We start from the raw sequence: 18,340 nt of genomic DNA, 5'->3' as shown, positions 1-18,340 counted from the left end.
CACAACCCTCCATTCGACACCCCGGGCGGCCTCAGGCCAAGGAGGTGTCAGCCTTCCGCGATCTCCCGCACCTCACAGGTCACGGTCCAGTAGTCCTCGTGGACCTTCAGGAAACGGGTGGCCCACTCCAGGGCCTCGGCGCGGTCCTTGCACTGCATGATCGCGTAGCCGCCGATGACCTCCTTGGACTCGGTGAAGGGCCCGTCGGTCACGGAGATCTCACCGCCCTGCCAGGTCACACGGGTGCCCTGGGCGGTCGGGGTGAGCCCGGCGGTGTCGAGCATGACACCGGCCTTGGTGACCTCCTCGATCAGCTCGCCCATCCGCTGCATCAGCTCGGGGCTGGGGCCTTCGGCGGGCATGGTGTTCTCGTCGATCCGGACGAGGGAGAGGTAGCGGGGCATGGGGACTCCTCGGTGAGGTTCTGGTTCGGCGGGCCGGGGGTTTCCGGCCTTTCACCCTTGCGTCGATCAGGACCGGCCCGGATCGACAGACTCACCGGTTTTTCTTCGAGGAATTTTCCGGGCGGACGTTTCCGCAGGTCGGATCAGTCGACGCTGTCCCGGCTTCTCCCCTACCGCACTTCGCCCCCGAACCCCGCCTCCGCACAAGGCGCCCCGATCGCCTTCGGCCCGACCAGCAGCGCCGCGTCCGTCACCACCCCCGTCGGCCGCCCCCGCAGCTCCCACACCGCCCCGTTCCCGCCGTCCTCGCCCACCGCCGCGGCGGCCAGGTCGGCGTATCCGTTGCCGTTGATGTCGAGGAGCTGGACGGCCGAGCCGAAGGTGTCCGACAGCTCGGCCGTGCCCGGGACGCCGGGGGTGTTCTGGGTGAAGGACTGGGCGCCCTCGCCGGTGAGGCCCGTTTTGGTGCCGTACAGGATGTCCACCGCGCCCGCGGAGTCGTCGTAACCGAGCTCGGTGCCCGGGACTCCGACCGCGAGGTCGTCGATGCCGTCGCCGGTGATGTCGGCGGCCGAGACGGCGGCGCCGAAGCGGTCGACGTCGGAGGCGGTGCCGGGGACACCCGGGGTGTCCGGGGAGAACCTCGCCCAGGTGCTGCGCGGGCGGAGCCCCGAGGCCGCGCCGTACACCACGGTGACCTGCGAGAAGTCCGTGCCGCCGACGAGCAGGTCGGCGTATCCGTCGCCGTTGAGGTCGCCGAAGTCGATGCCGCCGTTGCCGTTCGGGACGGTGTCGTCGGGCGCGAGGGCCGGGCCCGATGCCGAGCCGGTGTAGAAGCGTGTGCAGTAGCTGCCGTCGCCGCAGTAGACGGTGAGCGCCAGTTCGTCGAGGCCGTCGCCGTTCACGTCACCCGTGGCGCCGCCTTTGATGTCGTAGTACTTGAGGTGGTCGGCGTCGAGGGAGGCCTCCGCTCCGTGCTTGCCGGCGCGCGTGAAGGGGCCGTTCCACACGGTGGCCGTGCTGCCGTTGGGGTCGTCCCCGGCGGAGGGGCGGGTGCGGAAGAGGGCGAGGTCGAGCTTGTGGTCGCCGTCGAAGTCGCCGGTCTGGGGATTGGTGGCGGGGACGGACCTCGCGCCGGAGCCGGACAGCCCCTTCCGGCCGCCCCGGACGATCACGGCGTCGCTCGTACCCGCCCGGTTGCCGATGACCAGGTCCGCGTACCCGTCGCCGTCCAGGTCACCGCGGGACAGCTGCGTCCCGAAGCCCTCGCCGGTCGCCGCACTGCTCGGAATCCCGTCCGTGGAACGGGTGATGACGGTCCGTCGGGTCGCGGACAGGCCGTGCGGTCCGCCGTACATCACTGTCACGTAACCCGCCTTGGCGTGCCCGGCGACGGTGGCTCCGGGCGCGCCGATCGCGAGATCGCCGTAACCGTCCCCGTCCAAGTCCTCCCGGACGGGCAGAGAAAGGGAAAACACCGGGGGACCCCCTGGTCAACGGTGACGTCGAGGAAGACGCGTCACCGGCGACCGGGGTTGTAACCGGCCCCCGCCCCTCACCTCAACGACTCCCACAGCTCGCTCGCCGCCGGCTCCTTCGCCACCACCCGGTTGGCGTCCGACGGGGCCGTGACCACCGGCATCGTCACCGTCTTCACCGAGGTCGAGGAGAGGCCGCTCAGGCTGCGGCCGAGGCTCACCAGTTCGCTGATCGAGTCCAGGCCGGTGTCGGTGGTCAGGCTGCTGGTGACCGCCTGGGCGACCTCGTAGGTCTTGGCCGGGTCGGTGAGGAGGTTCGTCGAGGCGATCTGTTCCAACAGGGCCTTCACCAGCTTCTGTTGGAGGCCTATGCGGCCCAGGTCGCTGCCGTCGCCTATGCCGTGCCGGGTGCGGGCGAGGGCGAGGGCCTGCTTGCCGGTCAGGTGGTGCGTGCCGGCCTTCAGGTGCAGGTGGCTGTCGTCGTCGTCGATGTCCTCGTCGGTGGTGACGGTGACCCCGCCCAGCGCGTTCACCAGCTTCGCGAAGCCCGAGAAGTCGATCTCGATGTAGTGGTCCATGCGGACGTTCGTGATCGACTCGACCGTCTTCACCGCGCAGACCGGACCGCCCACCGAATAGGCGCTGTTGAACATCGCGTTGTACGCCACCGAGGTCGAGCCGCCCGACTTCAGCGGGCAGGACGGCCGGGTGACGAGCGTGTCGCGCGGGATGCTGACGACCGTGGCCTTCGTACGCCCCGCGTCGATGTGCACCACCATCGCCGTGTCGGAACGCGCCCCGGAACTGCTCCCCCCGCCCAGCGCCTTGTTCGCCTTGCCACTGCGCGAGTCCGAGCCCAGCACGAGGATGTTCAGCGAACCGGTCGGCAGCGGCGACGCGGAGGCGGATGCGGATGCGGAGGACGACGGCGTCGTCACGCCCTTCGCCGGGCGGTCGTCGCCGAGCGCCTGGTCGATGTCGACGCTCTTGATGTTGCTGTTGAGATGCCAGTACGCCAGGCCCGCCGCGCCCGCGGCCAGCACCAGCAGGCCGGCCAGGGAAAGGCCGGCGATCTTCAGTACGGTCGATCGCCGGCCCCTGGGTCTGCCCGCGTCGCCGCTTTCGTCGAGTCCTGTCACGGGCAGGAACGTAAGTCTGAATTATTAGGAGATTGTTAGTGGAGACCGCGTGAGGCTGTTTTCTTCGGAAAATCTCACGCTTCTCAGCCTGGGATCAGCCCAGCGTCACCGTCGGCAAGGGGTTGCTGCCGCTCCACGACCCGTTGAAGCCGAAGGTCACCGAACCACCGCTCGGCACCGAGCCGTTGTAGGAGGCGTTGGCGCAGCTGACCGCCGACCCGCTCTGTGTGCACGTCGCGTTCCACGCCTGCGTGATCTGCTGCCCCGCCCCGAAGCTCCAGCTCGCCGTCCAGGACGACAGGGACGTGCCCGAGCAGGCGATCGTCACCTGCCCGGTGAACCCGGTGTTCCACTGACTCGTCACGCTGTACGTCGCCGAGCAGCCGTCCGTCGACTGGGTGCCGCCGAGCGCCTGGGCGATCGCGTAGTACGCCGGTTTCGGCGCGTAGTTCTCGTCGTACGGCGTCGCCGCCCCGTACCCCGGGAAGGTGCTCGGCACCCAGGAGTCGGAGTCGGTGAAGCCCCAGACGGTGACGCCCGCGCACCGGGTCACCGCGACGCAGGCGGCGAGCACCGACTTGTAGTCGGCGGCCTGCTGGGCGAGCTTGGTGCTGTCCGACGGCAGCGCCATGCGTACGTCCAGCTCGGTGATCGCCACGTCGACACCGAGGTCGGCGAAGCGCTGGATGTTCTGCTGGAGCGTCGACGGGACCTGTCCGAGGACGAGGTGCGCCTGGAGGCCGACGCCGTCGATCGGGACGCCTCGGCTCTTGAGGTCCTTCACCAGGTTGTAGAGGGCCGTGGACTTCGCGTTGACGCCCTCGACGTTGTAGTCGTTGATGTACAGCTTGGCGTCCGGGTCGGCGGCCCGTGCCCAGGTCAGGGCGTTGGCGATGTAGTCGGCGCCGAGGCCGTTGTACCAGAGGGTCGAGCGGTAGGTGCCGTCCTCGTTGAAGGGCTCGTTGACGACGTCCCAGGCGGCGATCTCGCCCTTGTAGCGGCCGACCTCGGTGCTGATGTGGTTCTGGAGGAGGCTGCCGAGCTGAGCCGACGTCCAGGTGCCGTTCGTCAGCCAGCTCGGGTTCTGGCTGTGCCAGACCAGGGTGTGGCCGCGCACCTGCTGGTTGTGGGCCTGCGCGAAGGCGACGATCTGGTCGGCCTCGGCCCAGTTGAAGGTGCCCTGGGTCGGCTCGACCGAGCCCCACTTCATGGCGTTGCCGGGGGTGAGCGAGTTGAACTGGGCGCCGGCGATGTCCCCGTAGGTCCCGGTGAGCTTGGACCCGGTGACCGCCGTACCGATGACCTTGCCCTTGGCGGCGGCGAGGTCACGGAGAGGAGTGTCGCCGGCGTGCGCCGCGGGCGCCGCGAACAGCGCGGCGACGGCGGCCACAAGTGCCGCCAGGGATAAGCCTGTTCTCAGAGATCGCATTGCGGGTACCTCCGAAAGTTTCGGCTGAACAACCGATTGGCTTCGGAGCAGTGTGGGGCGTCCCGCAACGACCGTCAATACAGACCCGCTAAACGGCGGGAGGCGCCGCCGTACTCGAACGCACCACCAGACTCGTCGCCAGCTCCACCCTCGTGGCCACCGGCGCCTGGTCCTCCCGCCCCAGGTCGAGCACCAGCTTCGCCGCCGCCTCGGCCATCTCGGTCAGCGGCTGCCGTACGGTCGTCAGCGGCGGCCCCACCCAGCGGGCCACCGGCAGATCGTCGAAGCCGACCACGCTCAGGTCCTCCGGGATGCGAAGGCCCAGCTCGCGCGCGGCCTCGTAGAGGCCCAGCGCCTGGAGGTCGTTGAGGGCGAAGACGGCGGTCGGCCGGTCCGGGCGGCGGAGCAGTTCCAGGCCCTGGCGGTAACCGGCCTCGTGGTGGAAGTCGCCGGTCGCGATGAGCGAGGTGTCGACCGGGAGCCCGGCGGTTTCGAGGGCGGCCCGGTAGCCGTCGACGCGGGCGCGGCTGCACATCATGTGGGACGGGCCCGTGATGGCGCCGATCCGGGTGTGGCCGAGTTCCACCAGGTGCCGGGTGGCGGCGAGGCCGCCCTGCCAGTTGGTCGCGCCGATCGAGGGCACGTCCACGCCCGGGTCGCCGGCCGGGTCCATCACCACGAACGGGATGGAGCGGCTGGTCAGCAGCGCGCGCTGGGACTCGTCGAGGCCGGACAGGACCAGGATCACACCGTGCGGGCGGCGGGCGGCGACCTGGTCCGCCCAGGTCCGGCCGGGCGTCAGTCGCCCCGCGCTCTCGCTGAGCACCACACTCAGGCCCGTGTCCCGGGCCACGTTCTCCACGCCCCGGATGACCTCCATCGCCCACGCGCTCTCCAGCTCGTGGAAGACCAGGTCGATGAGCGGCGAGCGGCTGGCCTCGGCCCGTCTGCGCCGGTAGCCGTGCGCACGCAGCAGTTCCTCGACCCGGCTGCGGGTGGCCGGGGCCACGTCGGCGCGGCCGTTGAGGACCTTCGAAACAGTCGGCGCGGACACGCCGGCCTCACGGGCGATCTCGGCGAGCGTCGCGGTCTGCGTCGACCGGCCTGTCGCCGGGGTTGTCGTCCGTGTTTCAACGGGCTCGGGGGGCGTCATGGCGGCGATCGTATCCCTGCGCGACCTCTTGACGAACCCTTGCGACCGTCCTAGGTTCCCGGAACATTCGATACTAACAACGAAACATTCGCAGTCAGCATTCGTGAGAGGGCCGCACCCCACTCGACAAGAGCAGGAGTTTCATGACCACCGCCCCTTGGCGTGACCCCGCCCTGCCCGCCGACTCCCGCGTCGACGACCTCCTCTCCCGGATGACCTTGGAGGAGAAGACCGCCCAGTTGTACGGCGTGTGGGTGGGCGCCGACACCGACGGTGACGGGGTCGCGCCGCTGCAACGCGAGATGTCCTCCGACTACGACTGGGACGAGCTGATCGGCCAGGGCCTCGGCCAGCTCACCCGCCCCTTCGGCACGGCCCCCGTCGACCCGGCGCTGGGCGCGCAGGCACTGGCCCGCGCCCAGCGCCGTATCGCCGCGGCGGGCCGGCACGGCATCCCCGCGCTCGCCCACGAGGAGTGCCTGGCCGGCTTCACCACCTGGCGGGCCACCGCCTACCCGGTGCCGCTCGCCTGGGGCGCGAGCTTCGACCCGGGGCTGGTCGAGGAGATGGCCCGCGCCATCGGCCGCGACCTCCGCTCGGTCGGCGTGCACCAGGGGCTCGCCCCCGTCCTGGACGTCGTACGCGATCCGCGCTGGGGCCGGGTCGAGGAGACCATCGGCGAGGACCCGTACCTAGTCGGCACGGTCGCCACCGCCTATGTGCGGGGCCTGGAGTCGGCCGGGATCGTCGCCACGCTCAAGCACTTCGCGGGATACGCCTCCTCGGCGGGCGCCCGCAACCAGGCGCCCGTGCGGGCCGGCGTCCGGGAGTTCGCCGACATCGTGCTGCCGCCGTTCGAGATGGCGCTGCGCGAGGCCGGGGCCCGCTCGGTGATGGCGGCGTACACGGACACGGACGGCGTCCCGGCCTCGGCGGACCCGGGCCTGCTGACCCGACTCCTGCGCGAGGAGTGGGGCTTCACCGGCACGGTGGTCTCCGACTACTTCGGCATCGGCTTCCTGCAGAGCCAGCACCGGGTGGCCGGCACGGAGGCCGAGGCGGCCCATGCGGCGCTCGCGGCCGGCCTGGACGTCGAACTCCCCACCCTGAAGTGCTACGGCACCCCGCTCGTCGAGGCGGTACGGGCGGGCGGGGTGCCCGAATCCCTGATCGACCGGGCGGCCCGCCGGGTCCTGCTCCAGAAGTGCGAACTGGGCCTCCTGGACGAGGACTGGACGCCGGAGCCCACCGGCCCGATCGACCTCGACTCGGCGGCGAACCGCGCCCTGGCCCGCCGTCTCGCCGAGGAGTCGGTGGTCCTCCTGGACAACCCGGACGGCCTGCTCCCGCTGGCCCCCGACACCCGGGTCGCGGTGGTCGGCCCGCGCGCCGCCGACGCCCTCGCCATGCTGGGCTGCTACTCCTTCCCCTCCCACGTCCTCACGCACCACCCCGAGGTCCCGATGGGCATCGAGATCCCGACGGTGCTCGAAGCCCTGCGCGCCGAACTCCCGGACGCGAAGGTCACGTTCGCGGAGGGCTGCGGGGTCGACGACCCCGACCCGGCCGGCTTCGAGGAGGCGGTGGCGCGGGCGGCCGAGGCCGATGTGTGCCTGGCGGTCCTGGGCGACCGGGCGGGCCTGTTCGGGCGGGGCACCTCGGGCGAGGGCTGCGATGTGACGGACCTTCATCTCCCGGGTGTGCAGGGCGACTTGCTGGACGCGCTGATCGCAACCGGGGTGCCGGTGGTCCTGGTCCTGCTCACCGGGCGGCCGTACGCGCTGGGCCGCTGGGACGGTCGACTGGCCGCCGTGGTGCAGGCGTTCTTCCCGGGCGAGGAGGGCGGCCCGGCGGTCGCGGGCGTCCTGTCGGGCCGCGTCAACCCGTCGGGGCGGCTGCCGGTGAGCGTCCCGCGGGTGCCGGGCGGCCAGCCATGGACGTACCTCCAACCGCCCCTGGGCCTGGCGGGCGAGGTCAGCAACCTGGACCCGACGCCGCTGTACGCCTTCGGGCACGGGCGCTCGTACACGACGTTCACGTGGGAGTCGGACGCCACGGGGGCGGAGCTCGGCACGGACGGCTCGTACGACGTCCCGGTCACGGTCCGCAACACCGGGGACCGGGCGGGCGCGGAGGTCGTGCAGCTGTATCTGCACGACCCGGTGGCGAGCGTGACGCGTCCGGACGTACGCCTGATCGGTTACCAGCGACTGGAGTTGGCGCCCGGCGAGGCGGCCCGGGTGACCTTCCGCTTCCACGCGGACCTGTCCGCCTTCACGGATCGCTCACAGTCGCGCGTGGTCGAACCGGGCGCTCTGGAACTACGGTTGGGAACATCCAGCGCCGAGGTACGGCACACGACCCGGCTGACTCTCACCGGGCCGGTGCGAATGCCCGGTACCGACCGGCGGCTGGTGTGCGAGACGGAGGTCTCGGGGGCGGACTGACCCCGGCCTCGGACAGGGGGCGGGGACGATGGTCCGGTATGTGCGTCACGAGTTGTGGGCCGCCGCGTTGATGCTGGTCGGCGTCGCCGGCGGCTGGGCGTCGGCGGTCGCCGTGGGCATGGGCGCGCCGGTGCGGGCCGGAGCCCTCCCGCTGCTGGTCACCTTCGCGCTCGGCTTCCTCGTGCTGTCGGCGCTGGTGCGGGCGAGCCGGCTCAAGTGGGTCGGCCAGTTGCGGGAGTTCGAGGCCGCGGCGGCGCTGCCGGACCCCGACGCGCGGTCACGCCGTACCGCCCTCGCCCCTCGTATGTTCGGCCTTCTGCTGCTGCCGGCCCTGTGTGTGTTCGTCATCAGGGACGCCGGAATCGTCGCGGTCTGCCTGGCGATGGGTCTGGACTGGCTCGGCAAGGCGGTGGTGGGGGCCGGCTGGGAGCGGATGAACGGCCGCCGCCTGTGGCTGGCGGCCCCTGCCCCCGAGGAGCCGTGGCGGCTCTCGTACTCACCGGCCGGGCCGGCCCCCACCGCCAACTGACAGCCCCCTCCTACCAGAACAGAATCCGGAACCGACCGCCCCGGAAGATGTAGCGGGCGTAGAACCCACTCCCCGTGGCGACCAGCGCGCTCAGCAGGAACCCACCGAAGTCACCGCCCGTCAGCCCCTTCATCGCGGCGACGACACCCGCCACCGCGATCAGACACCAGAAGCCCCCGAACACGGCACGCGACGCGGTCTCCCGCGCGCCCAGCGGAGCGGCGGCCGGCCGGGGCGGCGCGGCCGGCACCGGCGGCGGGCCGGACGGCATCGGCGGCACCGCGGCCGGCCGGGACTGATAGCCCAGCGACTCGTACAGGTCGGGCCGGGGCCGGATCGACGTGCGGTGTCCGCAGCCGCGGCAACGGCCGCCGAGCTCCAGCTTGGTGAACTGACGGCAGTCCCGGCGCAGACACGTCGGCTGGCCCGGACGGGCGTCGGTGGGGCCGTACACGACATCGGTCATGGCAGTGCCCCTCCCCTACTCGCCGTCGTCCCGGCCGCCGCCGGCCGTGGACCCCGTCACGCCGAAGGCCGCGGCCACCAGGTAGATCACCGCTCCCGCCGGGATGATGAAGATCGCGACCGGGAAGGAGTACGTGCCCGTGGTCTGCTTGGCCACATAGACGCCGTAGACCAGCAGGAACGCGCCGCCGATCACCGCCCCGGCCCTGTCCTTCACCTTGACGTTGGGCAGCATGAGCCCGCACACCAGAAGCACGATCCCCGAGATCACGGAGAAGACTTCGTAGACACCCCAGTGCATTGTTGATCCCCCCTGCATCAGAACTGACCCTTGTACTGCTCGATCACGGCGCCCAGCGACTCGCTCGGGTGGTAGCTGCACTCGTAGCGGATGGCCGGCAGCGCGAGCGGGCTGCCGAAGCCGCCGAGCCCCTTGGACGTGGCGATGTCGACGAGTGCCTGCGACTCGGTCCCCTGGTCCGCGTTCAGGAACTCCTTGCAGGTCGAGGACGCGGACAGACCGTCGCCCCCGCCGCCGCCGATGATGGCCGGGATGCCCTTGAACACGAGGAGGAGCAGCGCCACGACGACCACGGCGATCAGCACGTACCGCCCGAGCGGGTTCTCCTGGTTGACGTCCCCCTCGTAGGTGTCGCCGTCCCGGTGCTGGGTGACGTCACCCTCGTAGATCGAACCGCCCCCGTGCGCCACCCGGTTGTGGTCGCCGTAGGTGTCCCGCCGGTCGCCGATCTGCGCGTCGCCGTCCCGGCCGATGCCGATCGACTTCACGCTGGCCCCGGCCGGCCGCTCGGCCTTCGCACTGCGCACCGCCCCCGCGAGCGCGATCCGGAAGTCGCCGTCCTCCTCCGCCGCCTGTCTCAACAGGTACTCGACGAGGGAGCTGTTGCCCGGGTCGCGGGTGAAGCTCTCCCACTCCCGTTCGTTCCCCCTGCTGCGCAGCCGTTCCGCGACCAGATCCGACAGGAGTCGGGTCGCCACCCCCTGCACCACTTCCCCCGCGCCCGCGGCCGCCGACGTCATGGAATGCGTCAGAATCCGGACAGCCTCGACCGCCATCTCTCCCACCTGCATTGGCCCCCCAGCCCTTTCCCCCAGTTGGCATGCGTCGGCCGTCGGAACATTCGAACCGTCATACGACAGAACCGGCCAGAAGGCGCATACCGAGAATGAGGAATGTATTGGTCCGGACGGGTGGCAGGTGGGAGAAGCCGCCCGTCTTTACACAAGTGAGATATGTAACAGGCTCAGTCGGACGCGACCGACTCGAACCGCCACCGGTGCACCGCACGGGTGACCAACCCGCCGTCGGGCTCCGGAAGTTCGGGCAGCTCGGCGTCGTAATCCGCATCCCACCAGGTGATGACCAGCACCCGGTCCTCGGGCCCCCGGAAGGTCTCCCGGCGCAGGGGCCCGCCCGGGAGCCGCTGCGCCCGCGCCCAGTCGAGCAGTTCCGCTCCCCGCCCCTGGACGGCCCGCGCCTCCCACATCAGGGCGACGGTCACGAGTAGAGGTTCTCCTCGCCGACCTCGTGGACGTGGTCGTGGCCGGGGACGTGCGGGTCGGTCACCGGCAGCGAGGAGTCCGCCGAGAGGTCCCAGCCGGAGGCGGCCCGGCCGCGGGCGACCATCTCGGCGCCGAGGGCGGCCACCATCGCGCCGTTGTCCGTGCACAACTTGGGCCGCGGCACCCGGAGTCGGATGCCGGCCGCCTCGCAGCGCTCCTGCGCCAGCGCGCGCAGCCGCGAGTTGGCGGCGACCCCGCCGCCGATCATCAGGTGGTCGACGCCCTCGTCCTTGCAGGCCCGCACGGCCTTCCGGGTCAGCACGTCGACGACCGCCTCCTGGAAGGAGGCCGACACGTCACGCACCGGCACCTCCTCCCCCGCCGCCCGCTTGGCCTCGATCCAACGGGCCACGGACGTCTTCAGCCCCGAGAAGGAGAAGTCGTACGCCGGGTCGCGCGGGCCGGTGAGGCCACGCGGGAAGGCGATCGCCGTGGGGTCGCCCTCCTTCGCGTACCGGTCGATGACCGGGCCGCCGGGGAAGCCCAGGTTCAGCACGCGCGCGATCTTGTCGAAGGCCTCGCCGGCCGCGTCGTCGATGGTCGCGCCCAGGGGCCGTACGTCCGAGGTGATGTCGGTCGACAGCAGCAGCGACGAGTGGCCGCCGGAGACCAGCAGCGCCATCGTCGGCTCGGGCAGGGCGCCGTGCTCCAACTGGTCCACGCAGATGTGGGAGGCGAGGTGGTTGACGCCGTAGAGGGGCTTGCCGAGCGCGTAGGCGTACGCCTTCGCCGCGGACACGCCGACCAGGAGCGCGCCCGCGAGTCCGGGACCGGCGGTGACCGCGATGCCGTCCAGGTCCCGCGCGCTCACCCCCGCCTCCTTCAGCGCGCGCTCGATGGTCGGGACCATCGCCTCCAGGTGGGCGCGGGAGGCCACCTCGGGCACGACACCGCCGAAGCGGGCGTGCTCGTCGACGCTGGAGGCGATGGCGTCGGCCAGCAGGGTGGTGCCGCGCACGATGCCGACGCCGGTCTCGTCGCAGGAGGTCTCGATGCCGAGGACGAGCGGTTCGTCAGCCATGGATCTCGGTTTCTTGTGCGGAGGTTGAGCCCGCGGCGGAGCCGCTGTCGGATTCTGTGGTCAGGCGCATCACCAGGGCGTCCACGTTGCCCGGCTGGTAGTAGCCGCGTCTGAAACCGATGCCCTCGAAGCCGAAGCGCTCGTAGAGCTTCTGGGCGCGGATGTTGTCGATCCGGCACTCCAGCATCACTTCGGCGCACTCGAAGGCGGTGGCGGCCCGCAGCAGTTCGGTCAGCAGCAGGCCGCCGAGGCCGGTGCCCCAGTGGTCGCGGGCCACGGCGATGGTCTGGATGTCGGCAAGGTCCCCCAAGGCGGCGAGGCCGCCGTAGCCGACGATCCGACCGTCCTCCTCCTCGGCGACGAGGTAGCGGCGCGTGGCCTCGGCTCCACGTGCGTGGGCCAGCTCGGACCAGAACATGCCCCGGGACCAGGTGTCCTCGGGGAACAGGTCCTTCTCCAGCTCCAGCACGGGATCGATGTCCCACCAGCGCATCTCGCGCAGACTAGCGTTCACGGATGTGGTCACTTGGGGGTGACCACCTTGTAGTTCCTGGGGACCTGGGCGTCCGGCCGGCGCAAATACAGCGGCCGGGGCGCCGGCAGCTCCTCGCCCGCGGCCAGCCGCTCGGCGGCCAGGCTCGCGAGGGCCGCGGCCGACACGTGCTCGGGCTCGTGGGCGTCCGGGAAGGTGTCGGGGTAGATCAGCGCGCCCGCGCCGACGGCCGGCAGCCCCGCCACCTGGTCGGCGATGTCGGCCGGCCGGTCGACGGCCGGGTCGGTCAGCCGCGTCCGGGAGTCCGCGTACCGGGCCCAGTAGACCTCCTTGCGCCGGGCGTCGGTCGCCACGACGAAGGGGCCCTTCTCGATGTCGGCCGCGTAGGCGAGGCCGTCGAGCGTGCAGACGCCGTGCACGGGCACGCCGAGCGCGAGCCCGAAGGTGTCGGCGGTCATCAGCCCGACGCGCAGGCCCGTGTACGGACCGGGCCCGATCCCTACGACGACGCCGGTCACGGCGTCGAGCTTCAGTCCGGCCTCGGCGAGCACCCGGTCGACGGCCGGCAGCAGCAGCTCCCCGTGCCGGCGGGCGTCCACCTGACTCGACGAGGCGATGACGTCCGTGCCGTCGTGCAGGGCGACGGTGACGGCTGGGGTGGCGGTATCCAGAGCGAGCAAGAGCACGCAAACAGCCTACGGCGCTTCCGGCCGCGGCATTGCCGCCCCGGTAGGACCCGTCCGTGCTGCTACGGTCGCCGGGAAGCACGGGGTACGAGGCGATGGGTCAGGTGGGCGACGGTGGCGAACGGCAGCTCCGGGTTCGTGTTCGGGCTCACCGCGGCGGCCGTCGCGACGGTCGGGCTCCTCGGTTACCAGGCCTCCGCGAGCGTCCCGGCGGACCTGGGCAGGCCGCACGCGAGCGCGTCTCCCTCGGCCGCCGCCAAGGCGCCCCGCGACAAGAAGAACCCCACCGCGCTGCCGGGGAACTCCGGCACCGGTGAGCGGGTCGTGTACTCGCTGGACGACGACCGCGTCTGGCTGGTCGACGCCCGCAACAGGGCCACCCGCACCTTCGCGGTCACCCCCGGCAGCGTCGACCCGGTGCCGGGCGCCTACCCGGTCACCTCCCGCTCGAACACGATCACGGGCACCGACGGCACCCCCATCGAGCACGTGGTCCGCTTCGCCGACGTGGACGGTGTGGCGGTCGGCTTCAGCGCGGCGGTGAAGGAGGCCAAGTCGGCCCCCGACCCGGGCGTCCGCACGGGCGGCATCCGCGAGTCCCGCGAGGACGGCGACGCGATGTGGGCGTTCGCGACGATCGGCGCGAACGTGGTCGTGATCCGCTAGGCGGCTTCCCGGCGCTGCTGTACCGACCGCCGTGCCACCTCGGGGTCGGGGACCCGGGGCGGTGTCGAGATCGCCTCGGCCGCGGCGCACGACGCCAGCAGATCGCGCATGGACACGCCGGCGACGACGGCGTACGGCTTCTGCTCGTTGCTCTCGGTGGCCGGCATGGACGCCTCCTGAGGACCCGGGGGCGGGCGTAGTTAGGTAGACCTAACTACGAGCTGGGTACCATGTGACCACGCGCAAGACACCGAATGCAATATCTTGCCGACGTCTTGTCGGAAACGTTCGCGGAATTGTCCGTACGATCACGGACGGTCAGGCGGACAGCACGGTCAGGTCCACCGCGGCCCAGCGCCCGCCGAGCCCCGTCACCGTCACGTGCCGTACCTCGTCCGTCGTATCCCCGACGGCCCGGTGGATGACGATGTGCAGCCGGTCGTCGGTGAGCTCCTCGACCTTGCCCTCGCCCCACTCCACGACGATCACCGAGTCGGACAGCGACACGTCCAGGTCGAGGTCCTCCATCTCGTCCAGTCCGCCGCCCAGCCGGTACGCGTCGACGTGGACCAGCGGCGGACCGTCGCCCAGCGAGGGATGCACCCGGGCGATCACGAACGTCGGCGAGGTCACCGCCCCGCGCACGCCGAGCCCCTCGCCGAGCCCGCGGGTCAGCGTCGTCTTGCCCGCGCCGAGCTCCCCGTCGAGCATCACGAGGTCACCGGCGCGCAGCAGCTTGACCAGTCGGCGGCCCAGGTCACGCATCTGCTCGGGAGACGTGACGGTGACGTCCACGGAAGGCGTCTCCCCGGAGGACACGGAGGCCTCGGTCTCAGCCGGGCTGTGCGGTGCTGCTGGTGCTTCCATAGCCACCCACGGTAGCCCCTGCCGGCACGGCACCCGCACGGGTGAGGAGGTCGGCGAGCCGGTCGGTGACCACTTCCGGGTGTTCCAGCATCACCAGGTGCCCGGCGTCCGGAACCAGCACCAGCTCGGCGTCCGGCAGCAGGTCGGCGATGGCCTCGCTGTGCTCGCTGGGCGTGACGAGGTCCCCGATCCCGGCCAGCACCAGCACCGGCAGGTCCGCGAAGTGCGCGAGCGCCTCGGTCTTGTCGTGGTCGGTGAACGCCGGGTAGAACTCGGCGACCACGTCGATCGGCGTCCCCTCGATCATCCGCTCGGCGAACCGGGCGACGGCCGGATCGACGTCCCGGGAGGCGAAGGAGTACCGCTTGATGATCCCGGCGAACAGGTCGGCGGTGGCCCGCCGCCCCTTCTCCACCAGCGCGGCCTGCTGCCCCAGCGCCTTCAACACGCCCGGCAGCACCCGCCGTACCGCGTTCACACCCGCCACCGGCAGCCCGAAGTTGACCTCGCCGAGCTTCCCGGACGACGTACCGATCAGGGCCACGGCGACGACCCGGTCCCGGATCAGCTCGGGGTACTGGTCGGCCAGTGCCATCACGGTCATGCCGCCCATGGAGTGCCCGACGAGCACGATCGGCCCGTCCGGCACGGCCGCGTCGAGGACCGCCTTCAGGTCGCGCCCCAGCTGGTCGATGTCGACCGGCACCCCGTCCTGCACCTGCCGCACGCCCCGCCCGGACCGCCCGTGACTGCGCTGGTCCCAGTGCACGGTCCGCACGACCCCGCGCAGCGCCGCGCGCTGGAAGTGCCAGGAGTCCTGGCTGAGGCAGTAGCCGTGGCTGAAGACGACGGTGACGGGGGCGGGCGCCTTACGTCCGAACAGCCGCCGTCGGCGGGTGCTGAGCGGCGGTACGGCGGCCGGGTCGACGTCGTCGACCTCGTAGTACAGCTCCGTGCCGTCGTCGGCGTACGCCTTGCCGGGCATCCCGCGCAGCGAGCCGTACGGTCCCGTCGAGTCGAGCGCCAGCCGCGCCTTCTTCCGCATGCCGCGGCCGACGGTGAGCCGCTCTATGGCGACGCCGGCCGCGGCCCCGGCCGCCACCACGCCTATCGCGGCGCCCGCGATGCCGGTCGCCCTGCGCCAGTTCCCGGCCGCCCCCGTGGCGGAGGCGACGGCTGCGACGGCCTCCGCACTGCTCTCGCTCACGTACCGCTCCTTCTTCGCCGGACTCTCGTTCACTGGGTCGGGTGATGCAGGTGTTGCAGATGTTGCCTGTTGTCACACGTGTTGCTCGTGCTGCTGCTCGTCGTCACGCGTGTTGCTCGTGTCGCCGGTGCTGTACCGCGTCGGTGTCGACGGCCCCTTGTGCCGCTTACCCGCTTTGTTCCTCGTTCACGTAGACGCGGGGAACGCGCGTTCCGATGCGCGTGACGATCTCATAGGCGATGGTGCCCGCGGCCTGCGCCCAGTCCTCGGCGGTGGGCTCGCCCCGGTCGCCGGGCCCGAACAGCACCGCCTCCGTGCCGGCCGCCGGCTCGTCCCCCCCGAGGTCGACCACGAACTGGTCCATCGCGACCCGCCCCGCGACCGTCCGCCACTTGCCGCCGACCAGGACGGGCCCGGTGCCGGAGGCGTGCCGCGGGATGCCGTCGGCGTATCCGACCGGCACCAGGCCGAGGGTCGTCTCGCCGGGGGTGACGTACTTGTGCCCGTAACTGACGCCGTGGCCCCCCGGAACGTGCTTCACCAGCGCGATGTTCGCCGCGAGCGTCATCACCGGCCGCAGTCCGAAGTCGGCCGGGGTGCCGACCTCCGGGCTGGGTGAGATCCCGTACAACGCGATCCCGGTGCGTACGAGGTCGAAGTGGGTGTCGGGCCGGGTGAGCGTGGCGGGCGAGTTGGCGATGTGCCGCACCTCCGGGCGGACGCCCTGCTGCTCGGCGTACGCCAGCATCTCCCGGAAGAGGGCGAGCTGGGCGTCGACGGAGGGGTGTCCGGGTTCGTCGGCGCAGGCGAAGTGCGACCAGAGCCCGGTGATGCGCAGAAGTCCCGCCCGCTCGGCCCGGACCGCCGCGCCGACGAGTTCGGCCCAGTCCTCCCCCGGCTGACAGCCGTTCCGCCCGAGCCCGGTGTCGCCCTTGAGCTGCACGCGCGCGACGCGACCCGCCGCCCGGGCCGCCGCGGTGACCTCCGCCAGCGCCCACATCCCGCTCACGGACACGTCGATATCGGCCTCGACGGCCTCCCGCCAGGGCCCGCCCGGCGTCCAGAGCCAGCACATGAGCCGCCCGCGCAGCCCCGCGGCCCGCAACGCGAGCGCCTCCTCGGGCGTGGCGGTGCCGAGCCAGCCGGCCCCCGCCTCCACGGCGGCCCGCGCACAGGCCACAGCCCCGTGCCCGTACGCGTCGGACTTCACGACAGCCATGAGCTGCGCACCCGGCGCGAGGGCACGCAGAGCGCGCACATTGGCCCGCAGGGCGGCCAGATCGATCTCGGCACGGGCCCGCAGGGGCGCGGTAGGGGCAGCAGCTGTCTCAGTCATGGCGCCCCCAGTGTCTCAGAGGGGTCGGACACTCCCTCGGACGCCTACGCCCCCGGACGCCGTCCCCACACGTACACCCGGTCGCCCTTCCTCAGCACGCTCCACAGCTTCTTCGCGTCCCCCAGCCGCAGGTTGACGCACCCCCACGACCCGACGGTCGTGTAGATGCTCCCGTAGACGGCGTGAAAGGCCTCGCCGCCGTCGAAGAACTGGGCATACGGCATAGGTGAGTTGTAGAGGGTCGACCAGTGGTTCTTGTGCCGCCAGTAGATCTTGTGCCACCCGAGCCGGGTCCGGTGCCCGGCCCGCCCGCTGCGCATCGGCACGGGCCCGAAGACGACCTTCTTCCCCTGCTGCACCCAGGTCAGCTGCCGGCTGAGATCGACACACGCGACCCGATACCGCCGTACCGGACACTTCTTCGCGGCATTGGGGTTCTTCCTGGCCCCGATGAGCTGCATGGTCGCCCAGGTGACCGGCCCGGCGAAGCCGATGGCGGGCTTGATCCTGTGCTTCAGCTGGAACTTCCGAATGGCCCGGCAGTCGGCCGCCGACTGCTTCCCGTCCACCCTCCGCTTCAGCCACCGCTCGACGCCCCGCTGATAGGGCCCGGTCCGTTTGCTGCACGCCACCTTCCCGACGGCGTCCCCGAGCGGCACGTACTCGACGAGGTCGTACGTCCCCGCCGCCGCGTCCCGCGGCTCGACGGCGTCCTCCTCGGCGCTGGGCGCGTACACCTTCGGCGCGAGCACCTGGTCGGGCGTGTCGATCTGCCAGGGCTGGGCCGGTCCGGGCGCGACACCGGGGACCAGCTCGGCCTCCGGACCGGGCGCGGGAACGGGCGGTACGGGGGCGACCGGCGCGGCAAGGGCTTCCGTACCCACGGGCAGAGCGGTGACGACGGCGAGCACGACCGCGGCCCCGCGACAGGCAATACGTCTGCTGATCATGCGATCAGAGAAACGTGCCGGCAAGGGGCGGCCGGGGCGGCGCGCGGCCGGGTCACCCTTATTGAGGAGCGAGCCTAGGCTGGAGTCAGGAGGTGGCGGACATGTTGGCAGACACACCCCTGAACGCCGTGATCCCCGCCAGTGACCTGGGCAGGGCCAAGCGCTTCTACGGCGACACACTCGGCCTCAAGCTCATCCTCGACGGCAGCGACTTCGCGGTCTTCGAGTCCGGCGACAGCCAGTTCTCGCTCTACTCGACCCCGAGCGGCGGCCGGGCCGCCCACACCCTGGCCACCTGGCTGGTGGGCGACCTCGACGCGGAGATGACGGACCTGCGCGGCCGCGGGGTCACCTTCGAGGACTACGACCAGCCCGGCCTGAAGACGGTGAACGGCGTCGCGGAGGACCCCGGGATGCGGGCGGCCTGGTTCAAGGACAGCGAAGGGAACATTCTCTGCGTGACGCAGCAGGTGCAGTAGGCGAGCG

Annotated in this window: 21 protein-coding genes; 4 read left to right on the top strand and 17 right to left on the bottom strand. The window is 71.6% G+C overall.

The genetic code is table 11. The features are described 5' to 3' along the window. Positions 1-47: 47 nt before the first annotated feature. The 5 genes from ACQEWB_RS29130 to ACQEWB_RS29110 form a co-directional block, all read right to left on the bottom strand. Complete coding sequence (locus tag ACQEWB_RS29130; RefSeq protein ID WP_432836071.1) at positions 48-404, bottom strand: YciI family protein; 357 nt, start codon at positions 402-404, stop codon at positions 48-50. 170 nt (positions 405-574) lie between these two features. Beyond that, positions 575-1,882 carry an FG-GAP-like repeat-containing protein gene (locus ACQEWB_RS29125; protein ID WP_432836069.1) on the bottom strand — a complete coding sequence of 436 codons (1,308 nt, stop codon included), beginning with the start codon at positions 1,880-1,882 and terminating at the stop codon, positions 575-577. 77 nt (positions 1,883-1,959) lie between these two features. Beyond that, positions 1,960-3,021, bottom strand: a complete 1,062-nt coding sequence (locus ACQEWB_RS29120) for an LCP family protein (RefSeq protein ID WP_432836067.1) — start codon at positions 3,019-3,021, stop codon at positions 1,960-1,962. Positions 3,022-3,115: 94 nt separating this feature from the next. Then, positions 3,116-4,450: an endo-1,4-beta-xylanase gene (locus ACQEWB_RS29115; protein ID WP_432836065.1), complete on the bottom strand. Its 1,335-nt coding sequence runs from the start codon at positions 4,448-4,450 to the stop codon at positions 3,116-3,118. Between the two features lie 88 nt (positions 4,451-4,538). After that, positions 4,539-5,603: a LacI family DNA-binding transcriptional regulator gene (locus ACQEWB_RS29110; RefSeq protein WP_432836063.1), complete on the bottom strand. Its 1,065-nt coding sequence runs from the start codon at positions 5,601-5,603 to the stop codon at positions 4,539-4,541. Positions 5,604-5,746: 143 nt separating this feature from the next. Here ACQEWB_RS29110 and ACQEWB_RS29105 point away from each other — a divergent pair, with 143 nt between their 5' ends. Together ACQEWB_RS29105 and ACQEWB_RS29100 are read left to right on the top strand one after the other, a co-directional pair. Next, positions 5,747-8,050 (top strand): glycoside hydrolase family 3 N-terminal domain-containing protein, encoded by a 2,304-nt coding sequence (locus ACQEWB_RS29105; RefSeq protein ID WP_432836061.1) that lies wholly within the window; start codon positions 5,747-5,749, stop codon positions 8,048-8,050. Between the two features lie 40 nt (positions 8,051-8,090). Continuing rightward, positions 8,091-8,579, top strand: coding sequence for a hypothetical protein (locus ACQEWB_RS29100; protein ID WP_432836059.1), 489 nt, complete (start codon positions 8,091-8,093; stop codon positions 8,577-8,579). Positions 8,580-8,589: 10 nt separating this feature from the next. Here ACQEWB_RS29100 and ACQEWB_RS29095 read toward each other — a convergent pair whose 3' ends face one another. The 7 genes from ACQEWB_RS29095 to tsaB form a co-directional block, all read right to left on the bottom strand. Next, positions 8,590-9,045: a hypothetical protein gene (locus ACQEWB_RS29095; RefSeq protein ID WP_432836057.1), complete on the bottom strand. Its 456-nt coding sequence runs from the start codon at positions 9,043-9,045 to the stop codon at positions 8,590-8,592. A 15-nt stretch (positions 9,046-9,060) separates the two neighbouring features. Beyond that, complete coding sequence (locus tag ACQEWB_RS29090; RefSeq protein WP_432836055.1) at positions 9,061-9,345, bottom strand: hypothetical protein; 285 nt, start codon at positions 9,343-9,345, stop codon at positions 9,061-9,063. A gap of 17 nt (positions 9,346-9,362) precedes the next feature. After that, positions 9,363-10,121 carry a hypothetical protein gene (locus ACQEWB_RS29085; RefSeq protein ID WP_432836053.1) on the bottom strand — a complete coding sequence of 253 codons (759 nt, stop codon included), beginning with the start codon at positions 10,119-10,121 and terminating at the stop codon, positions 9,363-9,365. Between the two features lie 188 nt (positions 10,122-10,309). Next, positions 10,310-10,567: a hypothetical protein gene (locus ACQEWB_RS29080; protein WP_432836051.1), complete on the bottom strand. Its 258-nt coding sequence runs from the start codon at positions 10,565-10,567 to the stop codon at positions 10,310-10,312. Next, complete coding sequence (gene tsaD, locus ACQEWB_RS29075) at positions 10,564-11,649, bottom strand: tRNA (adenosine(37)-N6)-threonylcarbamoyltransferase complex transferase subunit TsaD (RefSeq protein WP_432836049.1); 1,086 nt, start codon at positions 11,647-11,649, stop codon at positions 10,564-10,566. Before tsaD ends, ACQEWB_RS29080 begins: the two co-directional genes overlap by 4 nt. Then, positions 11,642-12,142, bottom strand: a complete 501-nt coding sequence (gene rimI / locus ACQEWB_RS29070) for a ribosomal protein S18-alanine N-acetyltransferase (protein ID WP_432844057.1) — start codon at positions 12,140-12,142, stop codon at positions 11,642-11,644. Before rimI ends, tsaD begins: the two co-directional genes overlap by 8 nt. Before the next feature lie 29 nt (positions 12,143-12,171). Further along, the gene (gene tsaB, locus ACQEWB_RS29065) at positions 12,172-12,828 is read right to left on the bottom strand and encodes a tRNA (adenosine(37)-N6)-threonylcarbamoyltransferase complex dimerization subunit type 1 TsaB (protein WP_432836047.1); all 657 of its coding nucleotides are present in this window, start codon (positions 12,826-12,828) and stop codon (positions 12,172-12,174) included. 114 nt (positions 12,829-12,942) lie between these two features. On the opposite strand from tsaB, the gene ACQEWB_RS29060 reads away from it, so the two are divergent. After that, complete coding sequence (locus ACQEWB_RS29060) at positions 12,943-13,494, top strand: hypothetical protein (RefSeq protein WP_432836045.1); 552 nt, start codon at positions 12,943-12,945, stop codon at positions 13,492-13,494. Here the strand turns inward: ACQEWB_RS29060 and ACQEWB_RS29055 are convergent. From ACQEWB_RS29055 to ACQEWB_RS29035, 5 genes are all read right to left on the bottom strand, one after another. After that, positions 13,491-13,661, bottom strand: a complete 171-nt coding sequence (locus ACQEWB_RS29055) for a hypothetical protein (protein WP_432836043.1) — start codon at positions 13,659-13,661, stop codon at positions 13,491-13,493. The genes ACQEWB_RS29060 and ACQEWB_RS29055 overlap by 4 nt on opposite strands. A 151-nt stretch (positions 13,662-13,812) precedes the next feature. Next, positions 13,813-14,361, bottom strand: coding sequence for a tRNA (adenosine(37)-N6)-threonylcarbamoyltransferase complex ATPase subunit type 1 TsaE (gene tsaE / locus ACQEWB_RS29050; RefSeq protein ID WP_432836041.1), 549 nt, complete (start codon positions 14,359-14,361; stop codon positions 13,813-13,815). Further along, complete coding sequence (locus ACQEWB_RS29045; protein ID WP_432836039.1) at positions 14,327-15,568, bottom strand: alpha/beta fold hydrolase; 1,242 nt, start codon at positions 15,566-15,568, stop codon at positions 14,327-14,329. Before ACQEWB_RS29045 ends, tsaE begins: the two co-directional genes overlap by 35 nt. Before the next feature lie 166 nt (positions 15,569-15,734). Further along, the gene (gene alr / locus ACQEWB_RS29040) at positions 15,735-16,904 is read right to left on the bottom strand and encodes an alanine racemase (protein ID WP_432836037.1); all 1,170 of its coding nucleotides are present in this window, start codon (positions 16,902-16,904) and stop codon (positions 15,735-15,737) included. Positions 16,905-16,948: 44 nt separating this feature from the next. Next, complete coding sequence (locus ACQEWB_RS29035) at positions 16,949-17,854, bottom strand: L,D-transpeptidase family protein (RefSeq protein ID WP_432836035.1); 906 nt, start codon at positions 17,852-17,854, stop codon at positions 16,949-16,951. Between the two features lie 101 nt (positions 17,855-17,955). On the opposite strand from ACQEWB_RS29035, the gene ACQEWB_RS29030 reads away from it, so the two are divergent. Continuing rightward, positions 17,956-18,333: a VOC family protein gene (locus tag ACQEWB_RS29030; protein ID WP_432836033.1), complete on the top strand. Its 378-nt coding sequence runs from the start codon at positions 17,956-17,958 to the stop codon at positions 18,331-18,333. Positions 18,334-18,340 lie beyond the last annotated feature (7 nt).

Source organism: Streptomyces sp. CA-249302, assembly GCF_050936785.1.
Lineage (GTDB): Bacteria > Actinomycetota > Actinomycetes > Streptomycetales > Streptomycetaceae > Streptomyces.
The sequence above is the reverse complement of the archived record's forward strand: the minus strand, read 5'-3'. Positions and strand labels throughout refer to the sequence as shown.